The sequence below is a fragment of the Streptomyces sp. CRN 30 genome, assembly GCF_034105845.1.
In genome coordinates, this window is sequence record NZ_JAVRHI010000337.1 from 1 (window position 1) to 16063 (window position 16063).

13 protein-coding genes, 1 tRNA gene and 1 pseudogene are annotated in these 16063 nt (G+C 71.5%); 11 read left to right on the top strand and 4 right to left on the bottom strand.

Annotation, left to right across the window (positions count from 1 at the left end; all coding sequences use genetic code 11):
• Both UW392_RS35985 and UW392_RS35990 read right to left on the bottom strand, forming a co-directional pair.
• Window positions 1–1640 (bottom strand): annotated as a pseudogene (locus UW392_RS35985) (hypothetical protein); the annotation flags it as partial.
• A gap of 8 nt (window positions 1641–1648) precedes the next feature.
• Window positions 1649–2713, bottom strand: coding sequence for an SMI1/KNR4 family protein (locus UW392_RS35990; RefSeq protein WP_320779413.1), 1065 nt, complete (start codon window positions 2711–2713; stop codon window positions 1649–1651).
• 318 nt (window positions 2714–3031) lie between these two features.
• Here UW392_RS35990 and UW392_RS35995 point away from each other — a divergent pair, with 318 nt between their 5' ends.
• Together UW392_RS35995 and UW392_RS36000 are read left to right on the top strand one after the other, a co-directional pair.
• On the top strand, window positions 3032–3562 hold the full coding sequence (locus UW392_RS35995; protein ID WP_320779414.1) for a YwqJ-related putative deaminase: 531 nt from the start codon (window positions 3032–3034) through the stop codon (window positions 3560–3562).
• A 113-nt stretch (window positions 3563–3675) separates the two neighbouring features.
• Window positions 3676–4170 (top strand): SUKH-3 domain-containing protein, encoded by a 495-nt coding sequence (locus UW392_RS36000; protein ID WP_320779415.1) that lies wholly within the window; start codon window positions 3676–3678, stop codon window positions 4168–4170.
• A gap of 18 nt (window positions 4171–4188) precedes the next feature.
• Here UW392_RS36000 and UW392_RS36005 read toward each other — a convergent pair whose 3' ends face one another.
• Window positions 4189–5496, bottom strand: a complete 1308-nt coding sequence (locus UW392_RS36005; protein ID WP_320779416.1) for a sensor histidine kinase — start codon at window positions 5494–5496, stop codon at window positions 4189–4191.
• Between the two features lie 167 nt (window positions 5497–5663).
• Between UW392_RS36005 and UW392_RS36010 the strand changes: the two genes are divergently transcribed.
• From UW392_RS36010 to UW392_RS36040, 7 genes are all read left to right on the top strand, one after another.
• The gene (locus UW392_RS36010; protein ID WP_320779417.1) at window positions 5664–6530 is read left to right on the top strand and encodes a hypothetical protein; all 867 of its coding nucleotides are present in this window, start codon (window positions 5664–5666) and stop codon (window positions 6528–6530) included.
• Between the two features lie 14 nt (window positions 6531–6544).
• Window positions 6545–6621 (top strand) — tRNA-Gln (locus UW392_RS36015).
• A 132-nt stretch (window positions 6622–6753) separates the two neighbouring features.
• On the top strand, window positions 6754–8202 hold the full coding sequence (gene glmU, locus UW392_RS36020) for a bifunctional UDP-N-acetylglucosamine diphosphorylase/glucosamine-1-phosphate N-acetyltransferase GlmU (protein ID WP_320779418.1): 1449 nt from the start codon (window positions 6754–6756) through the stop codon (window positions 8200–8202).
• Window positions 8203–8313: 111 nt separating this feature from the next.
• Window positions 8314–9288 carry a ribose-phosphate diphosphokinase gene (locus UW392_RS36025; protein ID WP_320779419.1) on the top strand — a complete coding sequence of 325 codons (975 nt, stop codon included), beginning with the start codon at window positions 8314–8316 and terminating at the stop codon, window positions 9286–9288.
• Window positions 9289–9472: 184 nt separating this feature from the next.
• Window positions 9473–10063 (top strand): 50S ribosomal protein L25/general stress protein Ctc, encoded by a 591-nt coding sequence (locus UW392_RS36030; protein WP_320779420.1) that lies wholly within the window; start codon window positions 9473–9475, stop codon window positions 10061–10063.
• Window positions 10064–10137: 74 nt separating this feature from the next.
• On the top strand, window positions 10138–10749 hold the full coding sequence (gene pth, locus UW392_RS36035) for an aminoacyl-tRNA hydrolase (RefSeq protein ID WP_414496803.1): 612 nt from the start codon (window positions 10138–10140) through the stop codon (window positions 10747–10749).
• A gap of 42 nt (window positions 10750–10791) precedes the next feature.
• The gene (locus tag UW392_RS36040; protein ID WP_414496805.1) at window positions 10792–11265 is read left to right on the top strand and encodes a hypothetical protein; all 474 of its coding nucleotides are present in this window, start codon (window positions 10792–10794) and stop codon (window positions 11263–11265) included.
• A 64-nt stretch (window positions 11266–11329) separates the two neighbouring features.
• Here UW392_RS36040 and ppc read toward each other — a convergent pair whose 3' ends face one another.
• The gene (gene ppc / locus UW392_RS36045) at window positions 11330–14071 is read right to left on the bottom strand and encodes a phosphoenolpyruvate carboxylase (protein WP_320779422.1); all 2742 of its coding nucleotides are present in this window, start codon (window positions 14069–14071) and stop codon (window positions 11330–11332) included.
• 293 nt (window positions 14072–14364) lie between these two features.
• On the opposite strand from ppc, the gene UW392_RS36050 reads away from it, so the two are divergent.
• Window positions 14365–15375: an acyl-CoA desaturase gene (locus tag UW392_RS36050; RefSeq protein ID WP_320779423.1), complete on the top strand. Its 1011-nt coding sequence runs from the start codon at window positions 14365–14367 to the stop codon at window positions 15373–15375.
• Window positions 15372–16049: a TetR/AcrR family transcriptional regulator gene (locus UW392_RS36055; protein WP_320779424.1), complete on the top strand. Its 678-nt coding sequence runs from the start codon at window positions 15372–15374 to the stop codon at window positions 16047–16049. The genes UW392_RS36050 and UW392_RS36055 overlap by 4 nt, the downstream gene beginning before the upstream one ends.
• The last annotated feature ends 14 nt before the right edge of the window (window positions 16050–16063 follow it).

The following is a 16063-nucleotide window of genomic DNA, read 5'->3' on the forward strand; positions in this document are numbered from 1 at the left end:
GCCGCCGGGGCACCCGGCGTACCGGGCGGCCCGGGAGGCGGCGGCGTGCCGCCCGGCCGGCCCGGGTCGGCGGCCAGCATCGTGGCGGCGTGGTGGATGCCGCCCGGGGGCGTTCCGGGAGGAGTACCGGGGGTGCCGGGGGCACCGGGCGGGTGGGGGACACCGGGGCCCTGCGGGGCGTTCGGGCCCTGGGGACCGTTCGGGCCCTGCGGACCGCTGGCGCCCTGTGGGGCGTTCGGGCCCTGCGGAGCGTTCGGGCCCTGCGGACCGCTGGCGCCCTGCGGACCGTTCGGGCCCTGCGGGGCGCCCGGCATCTGCGGAGCGCCTGGCATCTGCGGGATGCCCGGCGTCCCCGGAACCCCCGGCGCCCCCGGAACGCCCGGCATCTGAGGGGCCCCACCAGGGGCGTTCCCGGCACCGGGGCCGTTCGGGATGCCAGGTCCCTGTGGTGCGGCAGACGGCTGCGAGGCCCCGGGAGCCGGAGCCGGCGGAACACCGGGCGCCTGCGGCGCGCCGAACGGCGGCTGCGGCGCACCCGGCACGTCCGGTCCGCCGTGCGGCGAAGCCAACTGCGTCGGCATGTACGCACCCGGCCCACCCGGCGTCCCCGGCGCACCCGGCGCATGCGGAACCCCCGCGCCCCCGGCGCCCCGCGGCCCCATCGCCTTGCCCGTCGACGCGCCGGCGATGTCGTTCACACTCGGCGCCCCCGGCGGCACGGGCGGCGGCATCGGCGTACCCCCGTCGTGCCGCACACCGTCCCGCGCGCTCACGACCGGACCCGGCGCCGTCTCCGGCAGCCCGCGGCCCCGCGTCAGGCGAGCCGTCCCCGCCTCGTCGTCGATCGCCCCGGAGGGCGCGTCCTCGTCATCGTCGCTCAGCTGCGACGCGAACACCGTCTGCGGCAGCGGAACGGAGCGGTCGTCCCCACCGTCCGCGTTGGTGTCCGTACCGGCCCAGGGCGTCGCCCCCGGCGGTACGTCCGGTCCCCCGGCGGCCGGCCACGCCGTACCGCTCCCGGAGCCCGCACCCGAGGCCGAAGCGGCACCCACACCCGACGTCGGAGCCGCACCCGACGACGGAGCCGGCCCCGAAGACGCACCGGGCGCCGACGACGACGCCGACGACGAGGCCGGCGAAGGCACCGGCGGCGGCGACGGCGACGGCGACGCACCGCCACCCCCCGCACCCGCCCCCGCGGGGCCCGCGGCACCCGCCGGCCCGGCGGCCCCCTCCGCCCCGGCGGGCCCCCCGGCCCGCCCCTCCCGCATGCCCAGCTTGTCCGCCGCCTCCTGCAACCACTCCGGTGGGGTCAGCAGGAACGACGTCTGGTTGAGGTCCATCCGGGCCGCGGGCACCGGCCCAGCGGCCGCGTCGGACGGACGGCCGTACTCCTCCTCGTAGCGGCGGATCACCTCGCCCACCGGCAGCGAGGGCCACAGCGACGCCTCCCCGCTGTCCCGGGCGATCACCAGCCGCTGCCGGCCGCCGCCGGAGACCGGGCCGTCCGTCCGGTCCTCGGCCCAGACCACGAACCCGAGGCCGAACTCCCGTACCCGCACCTCGCGGTGCTGGTACGCCGGCACGTCACCGTTGACCCATTCCTCGGCGCGCTCCTGCGCCTGCGCGAACGTCACCATCGTTCAGCTCACTCCCCAGACGCGGACGCGGACGCGGACGACGCGGACCCGGACGACGCGGACGCGGCGGCGACCGGCACCGCACGCGCGAACCCGCCGTCCACCATCAGGTTCGCCACGGTCTCCAACTCGGGCGGCGACCCCGCGAGCCGCGCCAGGAACGCGTCGAAGTCCTCGCCGCACGGCAGCAGCAGCCGCTCCGCCCGCTCCGCCGGCGACCACCCCGGATCGGCGTCCCGCGCGTCGTCGTACGCGCAGAACCACACCGACCCGATCCGCTCGCCCTTCACCTTCACGGCCAGCAGACCGCCCTGGACGAACGCGACGCCCAGATAGTCCTTCGTCAGGTGGTCCCGCAGACACTTGTTGACGTAGACCAGGTCGTTGACGGCCGCCTCGTCGCGGACCGTGAAGAACGGCTGGTCCACCAGCAGCCCCAACTCCGCGTCCAGCGCCGTCCCCACCGGCGCACAGCCGCCCGCCGCCTTCAGGAACGACCGGTACGCGCCCGGCAGCCGGTACCCGAGGTCCTCCTCCGCCCCCAGCACCTGCTGCTCCGAGACCGCCACCCCCGACTTCGGCAGCCCGAAGTGCGCGGGGCGCGTCTCCTGCAACGGCCGCGTCCCCCGCTTGGCCTGGTCCACCGCAGCCGTCGCGACCCCGCCGTGGTGCCGCAGCAACGCCTTCACCTCGACCGGGACCAGTTCGAGCCGCCGCGAGCCGACCACGTGGTGCCACGTCCAGCCGTGCGGCGTCGCCACCGCCGGGACCGTGTCCCACAGTTCGTGCCCCGACGCCGACAACGCCGCGTTCGCCGACACGTAGTCCGTCAGCCGCAGTTCGTCCACCCCGAAACCGCCCGGGGGCTCCGCGACCTCCGCCGCCGCCCGCGCGTACGGCGCGAAGTCCGGATAGCCGCCGCCGTCCACCCGTACCCCTCCCGGGTGACGGGCCGCCCGCACCGGATCCGGGAAGTGCACGACCTGCCCGGCGTAGGCCGCGTTCGGCGGCACGGCCCGTCCCCCGGCCTGGCGGCCGGGAGGTACCCCCAGCCCGAGCCGACCTGTCGTCATGGCGGTTGCCCCCTGAGGCGTATGTCCGTTGTCCGTGCGGACGTTGTCTGCGACTGTCTGAATCCGTCACGGTCCGGACCGTCGGCCCTTCGGATCCGTCCGGATCACCGCATCACAAGCGGTGCCGACAGCCTATGCGGTACGACGAGACCGGTCACCGGCGCCGGTGGGCCACCGCTCCGCTTCCGTGACCAGCCGTCACCCGGCGATGACAGACCGCCCATACCCGGGCGTGTCACCACGCCCCAGCTTCCGCAGCGGCCCCGCCGTTTGGCAGTCTGTGACCTCCGGGGGGAGGCTCAGGAGGGGATGACGATCATGAGTGCGACACAGACGGGACACCGGACGGGCAGGTCCGACGACCCCCGTACCGGCGACCCGCGCATCGGCTGGAGCAGCGCCGAGACCTCCCACGCGCCCCTGCTCCTGCACCGCCGGGACGGCATACTCCCGACCGTCGCCGCCGCGCTCTCCGTCCGCGGCACCACCCTCACCGGCACCGCCGCCCGCGGCGACACGCCACCCGCCCTCCACCCGCTGGTGCAGGACTTCCTCGACACCCTCACCAGCGGCCAGCGCGACCGCTTCACGGGCCGCTGCGCCGAGACCATCCTCATCTCGCGGCACCTCACCACCGCCGACGCGGCCCGCAGCAAACGTGCCGCCCGCAGACCCATGACCAACGGCGAGGCCCGCAAGGCCCTCAAACACGCCAAGCTCACCGCCCGCCGCATCCGTGAGGACGGCGACCCCCTGCACGGCACGTTCGCCGCGCCGTGCCGCACCTGCACCGCCCTCAGCGCCCACTTCGGCGTCCGCGTCGTCGACTCCACGTCGACCACCGACTGACCCGACCGCACCACCACGGGACCTGGACACAGCATCCACACCCACGGCCCCCGACGCACCACCGATGCCTCACCGACGCACCACCGACGGAACCGGACGACGAACGAAGGCCGATGCACGCCGACCGCACCTCCACCACCCGCTTCCCCGTACCCGTCGACGCCGCCCTGCGCGAAGCCGGCTGGCAGCCCGGACGCTGGGACATCAGGCAGGCCGAGATCTGGGCCGACGCCCTGCGCGACCACGTCTCGCCGGCGGGCCACCGCCACACCGTCTTCCCCGCCGCCGTCGAGGCCTGGGCGGAATTCGGCGGACTGAGCCTCACCCCCGCCGGACCCGGCCGGCAGATCGCCCCCGCCGCCCTCCACCTCGACCCCCTGCACGGGCTCCACCTCGCCCGCACCCTCGGCGACCTCGGCCGCGCCCTCGACACCGACGTCTGCCCGCTCGGCACCGAGACCGACACCCAGGCGCTCCTCGCCATCGACACCCACGGCCGGGTCTACGCCCTCGACCACACCGGCGACTGGTACCTCGGCCCCGACCTCGACCACGCCCTCGGCGCACTCGTCCTCGGCACCGAGCCCACCCGCCTCAGCACGGTCTGACCGAGCGGACCCTCGGCCTCAGGACGCGGGAATCACCGCCGACACCCGGAAACCCCCCGCGTCCGTAGGCCCCGACACGAAGACCCCGCCGAGCGCCGACACCCGCTCCTTCATCCCCACCAGACCGTTGCCCCCCGACGGCAGCCCCGCCGCCGACGCCGACGCCGGCTCCGGCGGCGGATCGTTCTCCACCTGCATCGCGATCTCCGACACCCGATGCGCCAGCCGTACGTACGTCTTCGCCCCCGATGCGTGCTTGTGGGCGTTGGTCAACGCCTCCTGCACCACCCGGAACGCCGTCTGCTCCACCGCCGCCGCGTACGACCGCGCCTCACCCTGCACCGACAGGTCCACGACCATCCCCGCCGCCGCCGACTGCCCCACCAGCTCGTCCAGCTCCGCCAGCGAGGGCCCCTCCCCGTCGGCCTCGGCCGCCCTGGACGCCGCCGCCGCGGCCGCCGCGCCCACCGCCGCCAGCGGCACCCCGGCCCGCTCCCTCGACACCTCTCCCCCGCTGCGCAGCACCCCGAGCATCTCCCGCAGCTCGGTCAGCGCCTGCCGGCCCATGTCCCCCACCAGCGCGGCGTTCCGAACCGCCTTCTCCGGGTCCTTCCGCGCCACCGCCTGCAACGCCGCCGCGTGCACCACCATCAGACTCACCCGGTGCGCGACGACGTCGTGCATCTCCCGCGCGATCCGCGTCCGCTCCTCGTTGCGCGCCCACTCGGCCCGCTCCTCCGCCCGCTCCGCGAGCAGTTGCAGCTCCCGCTCCAGGTCGTCGGCGCGCTCCCGCAGACTCTCCATCAGCCGGCGCCGGGCGCCGACGTACAGCCCCAGCAGCACGGGCGGCGCGGTCAGGCCCAGCGAGGTCGTGACGGCCGCGAACGGTACGAACCAGTCCCCGATCCCCAGCTCGCCCCGCGCCATGTCCTGCCGCACCCGCACGAACGTCACGATCAACGTCCCCAGCAGCGACATCCCCGCCAGCGAACCGATGATCCGCCGCGGCAGCTCGCACGCCGCCAGCGTGTACAGACCGACGATCCCCATCAGGAAGCCCATCTGCGCCGGCGTGATGGCGATCGCCACCAGCACCACCGCGATCGGCCACTTCCGCCGCACCAGCAGCACGGCACCGGTCAGGAACCCGAACAGCACCCCCGCCGGCACCGGGATCCCGGCGTCCCACGCGAACGGCACGCCCTCCACGGCGCACTCGACCGCGGACACGGCCGCGAGGCTCACGTCGAGCACGGCACCGCGCCGCCGCTCCCACCACCAAGGCCCGCCGCGGGCCGTCACATGGTCTTCCCCCGTCGTGGTCATGCCTCCAGCCTACGGGCGCGGGCCCGCGCATTTCCGGGGAGTTTTGATGGATTCGGGTCCACCACGGAGGGTGACAGTACCGTAGCGATACGACGCGATATCCCTCGAACTGATGAAGCGATCACCGCGCACGCCGGAACCAGACATTCCCCCCGGACCCTGGCTTCATGACCACGCACCCAGCCGGCAAGTACACCGACTTCGAGGGGCTCCGGGAGAGGGCGGTGGCCCTGCGACGCGCAGGCCTCAGCCGACGCCAGATCCGCGACCGCCTGCACATCGACAACAACGACATCCTCAACCGCCTCCTGGAGGGCGAGCCGCCCCCGGAATGGACCAAGCGCCCGAACGCGAGGGACGACCTCCGCGACAGGGCCCGCGAACTCCGGCTCCAGGGCTGGACGTACGACCGGATCCAGGTGGAGCTGGGGTGCAGCAAGGGCTCGATCTCCTTGTGGGTACGGGACCTCCCCAAACCGGAACGCCGGGCGCGGAGCCGAGAGGAAGCCTCGGCGATCGCCAGCAGAGGCTGGGAGGCGAAACTGCGGCTGCGGGAGGAGGAGCGGCAGCGGACGAAGCAGTCGGCCGCCGAAGAGGTGGGGCGCCTGTCCGACCGTGACCTGTTCCTGGTCGGCGTGGGCCTCTACTGGGCCGAGGGAGCCAAGAGCAAGCCGCACGACCGACGCGAGCGCGTCACGTTCGTCAACAGCGACCCGAACATGATCACAGCGTTCCTGGCTTGGCTGAAGTTGCTGGACGTCGCTCCCGAAAGGCTGCGCTTCGCGGTACAGATCCACGAGACAGCGGACGCGGCGGCGGCCGAGCGCTTCTGGGCGGACCACGTCGGCATCGAGACACCCCAGCTCCTGAAGACGACCCTCAAGAAGCACAACCTCCGCACCAACCGGAAGAACACGGGCGCCGGCTACTACGGATGCCTCCGGGTCGATGTGCTCAACGGGGCTGAGCTGTACCGCCGTATCGAGGGCTGGTGGAGCGGAATCGTGGCCCACGCACAACAGCGTCTCCGGTAAGGTCTGAAGCGCGATCCCCCGTGGTGTAACCAGGCAGCACACCAAGTTTTGGTCTTGGCAGGTCAAGGTTCGAATCCTTGCGGGGGAGCCACAGCGCACACGACCCACGTCCGGGCCCTGACCGTCGATCGACAGCACCGTCAGGGCCCGCGCCCATGTCCCCCACAAATCCCCCCGGTATCCTGCGGTTGTCCACCCCCACCTCACAGCCGAAGGGCATCCCGTGAGCGCCAACCGCCCGGCAGCCGTCGTCGTTCTCGCAGCGGGTGAGGGCACCCGTATGAAGTCGGCCACCCCCAAGGTCCTGCACGACCTCTGTGGCCGCTCCCTGGTGGGTCATGTCCTCGCCGCCGCCGGTGAACTGGCCCCCGAGAACCTGGTCGTCGTCGTGGGGCACGCCCGCGAGCAGGTCACCGCGCACCTCGCCGACGTCGCCCCCACCGCGCGCACCGCCGTGCAGGAGCGGCAGAACGGCACCGGGCACGCCGTGCGGATGGGCCTGGAGACGCTGGGCGGCGGGGTCGACGGGACCGTCGTCGTCGTGTGCGGGGACACTCCCCTGCTCACCGCCGGCACGCTCACGGCCCTCGCCGCCGCCCACTCCGCCGACGGCAACGCCGTCACCGTGCTGACCGCCGAGGTACCCGACGCGACGGGTTACGGGCGCATCGTGCGGGACGCGGCCACCGGTGCCGTCACCGCGATCGTCGAGCACAAGGACGCCGACGACGCGCAGCGGGCGATCCGGGAGATCAACTCCGGGGTGTTCGCGTTCGACGGGCAGTTGCTGGCCGACGCGCTGGGGAAGGTGCGTACGGACAACAGTCAGGGTGAGGAGTACCTGACGGACGTCCTCGGGATCCTGCGTGAGGCCGGGCACCGGGTCGGTGCCTGTGTCGCCGGTGACCACCGGGAGATCGCCGGGATCAACAACCGCGTCCAGCTCGCCGAGGCGCGCCGCGTCCTCAACGACCGGTTGCTGACGGAGGCCATGCTGGCCGGGGTGACGATCGTCGACCCGGCCTCGACGTGGGTCGACGCGACCGTCACCTTCGAGCGGGACGTCCTCGTGCATCCCGGGACCCAGCTGCACGGGACGACGCACCTCTCGGAGGGGGCCGAGGTCGGGCCGAACTCGCGGCTGACCGACACCCGGGTCGGGGCCGGCGCCCGCGTCGACAACACGGTCAGCAGCGGTGCCGAGATCGGCGACGGGGCGACCGTGGGTCCGTTCGCCTACCTCCGGCCCGGTACGCGGCTCGGCGCGAAGGGCAAGATCGGTACCTACGTCGAGACGAAGAACGCCTCGATCGGCGAGGGCACGAAGGTGCCGCACCTGTCGTACGTCGGTGACGCCACGATCGGAGAGCACACGAACATCGGCGCGGCGAGCGTGTTCGTCAACTACGACGGGCAGGACAAACATCACACGACGGTCGGCTCACACTGCCGTACGGGTTCGGACAACATGTTTGTGGCTCCTGTCACGGTCGGGGACGGTGCCTACACGGCCGCCGGTTCGGTGATCACCAAGGATGTGCCGCCCGGTTCGCTGGCCGTGGCCCGGGGCCAGCAGCGGAATATCGAGGGCTGGGTGGCGCGTAAGCGTCCCGGGAGCGCGGCCGCGCGGGCGGCCGAGGAGGCGTCGCGGGAGCAGGGCGCCGGAGACTGACCGGAAACGGGTGCGTCGAAGACGTCGTACCGTGATAAGTGCACATCCGCACCCTTACCAGCTGGGACATCCGCTCCGCTCCGGCTGAGACACCTCTGAGGAGACAGTGCTGTGACCGGGATCAAGACGACCGGCGAGAAGAAGATGATGTTCTTCTCCGGCCGCGCACACCCCGAACTTGCCGAGGAGATCGCCCACCAGCTGGGTATCGGGGTCGTCCCGACGAAGGCATTCGACTTCGCCAACGGTGAGATCTATGTGCGGTATCAGGAGTCGGCGCGTGGTGCGGACTGTTTCCTGATCCAGAGCCACACGGCTCCGATCAACAAGTGGGTCATGGAGCAGTTGATCATGATCGACGCGCTGAAGCGCGCGTCGGCCCGCTCCATCACCGTCATCGTGCCCTTCTACGGTTACGCGCGGCAGGACAAGAAGCACCGGGGCCGTGAACCGATCTCGGCGCGTCTGATCGCGGACCTGATGAAGACGGCCGGCGCGGACCGCATCCTGGCGGTTGATCTGCACACCGATCAGATCCAGGGCTTCTTCGACGGTCCGGTGGACCACCTGTTCGCGCTGCCGCTCCTCGCGGACTACGTGGGCGCGAAGGTGGACCGGGACAAGCTGACGGTGGTGTCCCCGGACGCGGGCCGGGTGCGGGTCGCGGACCGCTGGTGCGACCGGCTGGGCGCGCCGCTGGCGATCGTGCACAAGCGTCGTGACAAGGACATCGCGAACCAGGTCACGGTGCACGAGGTCGTGGGTGATGTGGAGGGCCGTATCTGCGTCCTGGTCGACGACATGATCGACACGGGTGGCACGATCTGTGCGGCGGCGGACGCGCTGTTCGCGCACGGTGCGGAGGACGTCATCGTGACGGCGACGCACGGTGTGCTGTCGGGTCCGGCGGCGGACCGGCTGAAGAACTCGAAGGTGAGTGAGTTCGTGCTGACGAACACGCTGCCGACGCCGGGTGAGCTGGAGCTGGACAAGATCACGGTGCTGTCGATCGCGCCGACGATCGCGCGCGCGGTGCGTGAGGTGTTCGAGGACGGTTCGGTGACGAGCCTCTTCGACGAGCAGTAGAGGCACAGCTGTAGATCGTTTTGGGTGCGGCCTCCCTCGCCGAGTAGACTGCTGAAGTTGCTCGGCGAGGGAGGCCGTACTCGTGTGTTCACGGGTCGGCTGTCCGTTATCGACGCGCTCTTCGTAGCAGGCCGTTCGTGGCCGGGTGACCACGTCCGTATCTAGCTTTCTACGAGGAGTGATCATGTCCGAGGTGAAGATCGCCGCCGAGACGCGTTCCGAGTTCGGCAAGGGTGCCGCGCGTCGTATCCGTCGTGAGAACAAGGTCCCGGGTGTCCTGTACGGGCACGGTTCGGACCCGCTGCACCTCACGCTTCCGGGTCACGAGCTGCTGATGGCGCTGCGTACGCCGAACGTGCTGATCGCGCTGGACATCGACGGCAAGACCAATGAGCTGGCGATTCCGAAGTCCGTGCAGCGTGACCCGCTGAAGGGCTTCCTGGAACACGTCGACCTGCAGCTGGTGCAGCGGGGCGAGACGGTCAGCGTCGAGATCTTCGTGCACACCGAGGGTGAGCTGGCGCCGGGCGGCAACCTGCTGGAGCACGTGCTGAACGCGCTGCCGGTCGAGGCCGAGGCCACGCACATCCCGGAGTCGGTCACCGTCTCCGTGGAGGGCCTGGAGGCCGGTGCCTCCGTCCTGGCCAAGGACATCACGCTGCCGTCGGGCACGAAGCTGGCGGTCGACGGGGACACCGTCGTGCTGCAGGTCCTGGCCGCGCAGGCCGAGGAGGCTTCGGCCGAGGGTGAGGGCGACGAGGCCGCCGAGGCCTGATCCTCGCGGTTCGTTTTCGTTTCGTCAGCCGCCGCTCCCGTCCGGGGGCGGCGGCTGGCGCGTATCGAGGAGACGTGGACGTGACGACCGTGACGACGGGTTCCGACGGGCCCTGGCTGATCGCCGGTCTCGGCAATCCGGGGCCGGACTACGCCGGTAACCGGCACAACATCGGTTCCATGGTGGCCGATCTGCTGGCGGAGCGGATGGGCGGGCGCTTCAAGCGGCACGGCAAGGCTCAGGCGCAGGTCGTGGAGGGGCGGTTCGGGCCGCCGGGGCCCGCCGGGCGGCGGGTGGTGCTGGCCAAGCCGATGTCGTACATGAATCTGTCGGGTGGTCCGGTGACCGGGCTGCGGGACTTCTACAAGGTGCCGACGGCGCGGGTGGTGGCGGTCCACGACGAGCTGGACATCGACTACGGGACGCTGCGGCTGAAGCTGGGCGGCGGGGACAACGGCCACAACGGGCTGAAGTCGATGACGAAGGCGATGGGTCCCGAGTACCACCGGGTGCGGTGCGGGATCGGCCGGCCGCCGGGGCGGATGCAGGTCGCGGACTTCGTGCTGAAGGACTTCTCGTCGTCCGAGCGCAAGGAGCTGGACTGGTTCGTGGACCGGGCGGCGGACGCGGTGGAGGCGCTGGTGCTGGAGGGTCTGGAGCGGGCGCAGAGCACGTACAACTCCTGACTTGTCCCTCATGTGAGTTGACCGGGTGCGCAGGTATGGCCAATGATCCCGGCCATGTCTTCTGCGGTGGTGTCTTTCGGCCGGGTCGCGGCGATGGGCACGGTCACCGTGCTGATCCTGATCGCCGGGGTGTGGGCGTCGTGGGGTACGGCGCAGCACGTGATGCTGACGAAGGGCCGGGAGCGCGGCACGGTCGAGGTGACGCGGTGCGCGGACGGGGTGTGCAGCGGTCCGTACGCGCCGGTGTCGGCGGGGTCCGAGGCGCGTGACCGGGTGGAGCTGCTGGACTCGGTCGCCGTGGCGAAGGGCGAGACGTACGCGGTGGTGCTGAAGCCCGGGGACGGCGAGGCGGTGCGGTCCGGTCCCGGCGGGGTGCTGTACGCGTGGGTGCCGCTGGGCGGTGCGCTGCTGCTGGCGTCGGTGGTGGTGGCCGGGGGGCTGCGGCGGACGCGGGCGGCGTGGGTGCTGGCGGGGGCCGGGGTGGCGCTGCTGACGGCGGCGTTCGTGACGGTGTGAGACGTACGCGTACGACGATGCCCCCGTGCCGGGTCGCCGGCACGGGGGCGTTCGCGTTCGTGGGTCAGCCGGTGTTGCGCAGGCCCGCGGCGACACCGTTGACGGTGAGCAGCAGGGCGCGGGCGAGCAGCGGGTCGGGCTCGGTGCCGTTCGTGGCGGCGTCGCGCTGGCGCTTGAGCAGGGCGACCTGGAGGTAGGAGATCGGGTCGAGGTAGGCGTCGCGGATGGCGAAGGTCTGCTTGAGGACGGGCTGGGCGTCCAGCAGCTCCCCCTCGCCGGTGATCTTGAGGATTTCGGCGACGGTGAGGTCGTGTTCGGCGCGGATGGCGTCGAAGACGTGCTTCAGCTCGTCGGGGACGAGGGTGTCGACGTAGTGCTGGGCGATGCGCAGGTCGGTCTTGGCGAGGGTCATCTCGACGTTGGAGATGAAGTTCCGGAAGAAGTGCCACTGCTGGTGCATCTCGTCCAGGACGGTGTCGAGGCCGGCCTCGCGCAGCGCCTTGAGCCCGGAGCCGACGCCGAACCAGCCGGGGACGATCTGCCGGGACTGGGTCCAGCCGAAGACCCAGGGGATGGCGCGGAGTCCGTCGAGCGAGACGCCCGAGCCGGGGCGGCGGGAGGGCCGCGAGCCCAGGTGCAGGTCGGCGAGCTGGTCGACCGGGGTGGAGGCGAGGAAGTAGGTCGGCAGGTCGGGGTCCTCGACCAGCTTGCGGTACGCGGTGTGGGCGGCGTCGGAGACGACGTCCATGGCGGCGTCCCAGCGGGCGAGGGCCTCGTCGGACTGGCGGGGCGCGGTGTGCAGGGCGGACGCCTGGAGGGTGGCCGCGACGGTCAGCTCCAGGTTCTCCCGGGCGAGCGACGGCACGAGGTACTTGTCGGAGATGACCTCGCCCTGCTCGGTGACCTTGATCTCGCCCTCCAGGGTGCCCCAGGGCTGGGCGAGGATCGCGTCGTGGGAGGGGCCGCCGCCGCGGCCGACGGTGCCGCCGCGGCCGTGGAAGAGGCGGAGGCGGACGCCGTAGCGGTGGGCGACGTCGCGCAGGCGGCGCTGGGCGCGGTGGATCTCCCACTGGGAGGTGGTGATGCCGCCGAACTTGGAGGAGTCGGAGTAGCCGAGCATGACCTCCTGGACGTCGCCGCGCAGGGCGACGAGCCGCCGGTAGGAGGGGTCGGAGAGCAGGTCTTCGAGGATCGTGTCCGCGGCCTTCAGCTCGTCCGTGGTCTCCAGGAGCGGCACGATGCCGATCTTGGCCCAGCCGGCGTGGAGGTCGAGGAGGCCGGCCTCGCGGGCGAGGACGGCGGCGGCGAAGACGTCGTCGGCGCCCTGGCACATCGAGATGATGTAGGACTCGATGACCTCGGGGCCGAAGATCTCCAGGGCGCGGCGGACGGTCTGGAAGACGCCGAGGGTCTTCTCGCCGGCGGCGTCGACGGGCGCGGGCGTCGGGGCCAGCGGCCGGCGGCTGCGCAGTTCCTTGGCGAGGAGCTTGGTGCGGTACTCGCGGGGCATGTCGGCGTAGCGCCAGGACTCCTCGCCGAGCCGGTCGAAGAGCTGGCCGAGGGCGTGGTGGTGGGCGTCGGCGTGTTCGCGGACGTCCATGGTGGCGAGCTGGAGGCCGAAGGCGGCCAGGGTGCGGATGACGCGGGCGAGCCGGCCGTCGGCGAAGAGGCCGCCGCGGTGGGCGCGCAGGGAGGTCTGCAGCAGGCGGAGGTCGTCGAGGAGTTCGGCGGTGCCGAGGTAGTCGTGGCCGTCCTGGTGCGGGGTGTTCCTGGCCAGCCGGGTCTTGGTGTTCTCCAGCTTCTGCCGGATGGCGGTGGCCTTGAGCCGGTAGGGCTCCTCGGCGTTGAGCCGCTTGTAGCGGGGGCTGATCTCGGGGAGCCGGTCGAGGTCGGCCGTCAGGGAGTCCAGCAGTTCCTGGGTGGCGCCGGTGTAGCGGATGGAGTTGGAGAGGAAGCCGCGCAGCTCGTCGATCATCTCCAGGGCGTCGTTGATGCCGTGTTCGTGCTGGAGGATGAGGACGTCCCAGGTCACCTGGGGGGTGACGTTGGGGTTGCCGTCGCGGTCGCCGCCGATCCAGGTGCCGAAGGTGAGGGGGCGGGTGTCGTCGGGGAGCTTGACGCCGACCCGCTCCAGCTCGGCGGTGAGGTCCTCCAGGACGTCGCCGACGGCGCCCATGTGGAGTTCGTCGAGGTAGTAGATGGCGTTGCGGGCCTCGTCGGCGGGTTCGGGGCGGACGACGCGGAGTTCGTCGGTCTGCCACACGAGGTCGATGTTCTCGGCGAGGCGGGTGTCGATGCGGCGCCGGTCGGCCTCGATGACGGGGGTGTCGAGGAGGGCGGCGATGCGGCGGAGCTTGTTGAGGACGGAGCGGCGGGCGGCTTCGGTGGGGTGCGCGGTGAAGACGGGGCGCACGTTGAGGTTGCGGACCGTCTGCTCGACGTGCTCGGGGTCGGCGTCCTTGAGGCGGTCGGCGGTGCGGGCGATCAGGCCGCCCTCGTCGTTGCGGCGGGCGCGCAGCTCGCGGCCGCGGTGCACCTGTTCGGTGACGTTGGCGAGGTGGAAGTAGGTGGAGAAGGCGCGGACCAGCTTGGCGGCGGTCTGCAGTTCGGTGCCGCGCAGCAGTTCCGCGGCGGCCTCGCCATCCTCGCGCGTGAGGCGGCGTACCTTTTCGACTAGCTCCAGCAGCTCGGGCCCCTCCTGCCGCACGAGCGTCTCTCCGAGGAGGTCGCCGAGGCGGCGGATGTCGGCCCGTAGCTCGCTGCTGGTCTTCGCCGTGGGCACAGTCTGGTCGTCGGCACTGCTCACAGGTGCGGCTCCTTGCAGTGTTGAAGCTCGTCTGGGAGGGGACCCGGACGGCGTCTCGCGCGGCGGGTGCCGCTTACGGGGCCGGACGTCCGGGAAAGAGTCAGAGCGGACCGCGCTGTCCGACCGACTCCCAGGATAGGTGTCCACCGGGACGCGCAGGCTCACGGGCTCTTGCTGCGTGGCTACGCGCTGCCATACTTACGTTGCCGTAGGTTACGGAACCGTAGGAACGACCGCGCGGTATCCGCGGCCCGGCACCCCTCTTCCTACCCTCGACCCCACAGGGGACGCGCATGACCACGAGTTCCGATGTGATTCCCGAAACCCCGAAGGTCCCGGAGGACGCGTCCGCGCCCTCGGCGACGCTGGGCGGCGAGCAGAAGCGTTCGATCGAGCAGATCACCCTGCTGGCGTTCATCGCGGTCCCGTTCCTGGCGCTGGTGGCGGCGGTGCCGCTGGTGTGGGGGTGGGGCGTGAGCTGGCTGGATCTGGGCCTGCTCGTCTTCTTCTACTTCCTCGGGTGCCACGGCATCACCATCGGGTTCCACCGTCACTTCACCCACGGGTCCTTCAAGGCGAAGCGGCCGCTCAAGATCGCGCTGGCGATCGCGGGTTCGATGGCGGTCGAGGGACCGCTGGTGCGCTGGGTCGCCGATCACCGCAAACACCACAAGTTCTCCGACGCGGAGGGCGACCCGCATTCGCCGTGGCGGTACGGGGAGACGGTTCCGGCCCTGATGAGGGGCTTGTGGTGGGCGCACATCGGATGGATGTTCGACGAGGAGCAGACCTCGCAGGAGAAGTACGCACCGGATCTGATCAAGGACCCGGCGCTGCGTGCGGTCTCGCGCCAGTTCGTGCTGTGGACGGCGACCTCGCTGGCGCTGCCGGCGCTGATCGGCGGTCTGGTGACGATGTCCTGGTGGGGCGCGTTCACCGCGTTCTTCTGGGGGTCACTCGTACGGGTGGCGTTGCTGCACCACGTCACGTGGTCGATCAACTCGATCTGTCACGCGGTCGGCAAGCGGCCGTTCAAGTCCCGGGACCGTTCGGGCAACGTGTGGTGGCTGGCGGTGCTGTCCTGCGGCGAGTCCTGGCACAACCTGCACCACGCCGACCCGACGTCGGCGCGGCACGGTGTGGAGCGCGGCCAGATCGATTCCTCGGCGCGTTTCATCCGGATCTTCGAGCGATTCGGCTGGGCCTATGACGTGCGGTGGCCGTCACGCTCACGTATCGATTCCCGCCGTGCCACGGACGAGAAAGGCTCCCGCCGCCGGAAGGAGACGGTCGAGGCGGCATGATTGACGCCGTGGCGACCGACTCCAGCAGCACCCCAGGCAACGAGAAACCGCGCCGCGCGCGCCGCACCCGGATGACCGGTGCCGAGCGCCGCCAACAGCTGCTGGAGATCGGTCGCACCCTCTTCGCGGCGAAGGGTTTCGAGGGGACGTCGGTGGAGGAGATCGCGGCCAAGGCAGGCGTCTCGAAACCGGTGGTGTACGAGCACTTCGGCGGTAAAGAGGGGCTCTACGCGGTGGTCGTGGACCGTGAGATGCGGCGGCTCCTCGACATGGTGACGTCGTCCCTGACGGCGGGGCATCCCCGGGAGCTGTGCGAGCAGGCGGCCTTCGCGCTCCTCGACTACATCGAGGAGTACACGGACGGTTTCCGCATCCTGGTGCGGGACTCGCCCATCCCGCAGTCGACGGGGTCCTTCGCGTCGCTGATCTCGGACATCGCGACGCAGGTGGAGGACATCCTGGGCCGCGAGTTCAAGAACCGGGGGTTCGACTCCAAGCTGGCGCCGCTGTACGCGCAGGCGCTGGTGGGGATGGTCGCGCTGACCGGGCAGTGGTGGCTGGACGTGCGGCGGCCGAAGAAGGCGGAGGTCGCCGCGCATCTGGTGAATCTCGCGTGGCACGGTCTTGACGGGCTTGAGCAGAAGCCCCGGCTCATAGGGCATCGGAAGAGTTGATCTTTTAAAGGGGG

Bases quoted from the DNA above. Each gene is read 5' to 3' on its own strand.
- UW392_RS35990 (WP_320779413.1), bottom strand. From the start codon at position 2,713: ATGACGACAGGTCGGCTCGGGCTGGGGGTACCTCCCGGCCGCCAGGCC.
- UW392_RS35995 (WP_320779414.1), top strand. From the start codon at position 3,032: ATGAGTGCGACACAGACGGGACACCGGACGGGCAGGTCCGACGACCCC.
- UW392_RS36000 (WP_320779415.1), top strand. From the start codon at position 3,676: ATGCACGCCGACCGCACCTCCACCACCCGCTTCCCCGTACCCGTCGAC.
- UW392_RS36005 (WP_320779416.1), bottom strand. From the start codon at position 5,496: ATGACCACGACGGGGGAAGACCATGTGACGGCCCGCGGCGGGCCTTGG.
- UW392_RS36010 (WP_320779417.1), top strand. From the start codon at position 5,664: ATGACCACGCACCCAGCCGGCAAGTACACCGACTTCGAGGGGCTCCGG.
- UW392_RS36030 (WP_320779420.1), top strand. From the start codon at position 9,473: ATGTCCGAGGTGAAGATCGCCGCCGAGACGCGTTCCGAGTTCGGCAAG.
- UW392_RS36040 (WP_414496805.1), top strand. From the start codon at position 10,792: ATGATCCCGGCCATGTCTTCTGCGGTGGTGTCTTTCGGCCGGGTCGCG.
- UW392_RS36050 (WP_320779423.1), top strand. From the start codon at position 14,365: ATGACCACGAGTTCCGATGTGATTCCCGAAACCCCGAAGGTCCCGGAG.
- UW392_RS36055 (WP_320779424.1), top strand. From the start codon at position 15,372: ATGATTGACGCCGTGGCGACCGACTCCAGCAGCACCCCAGGCAACGAG.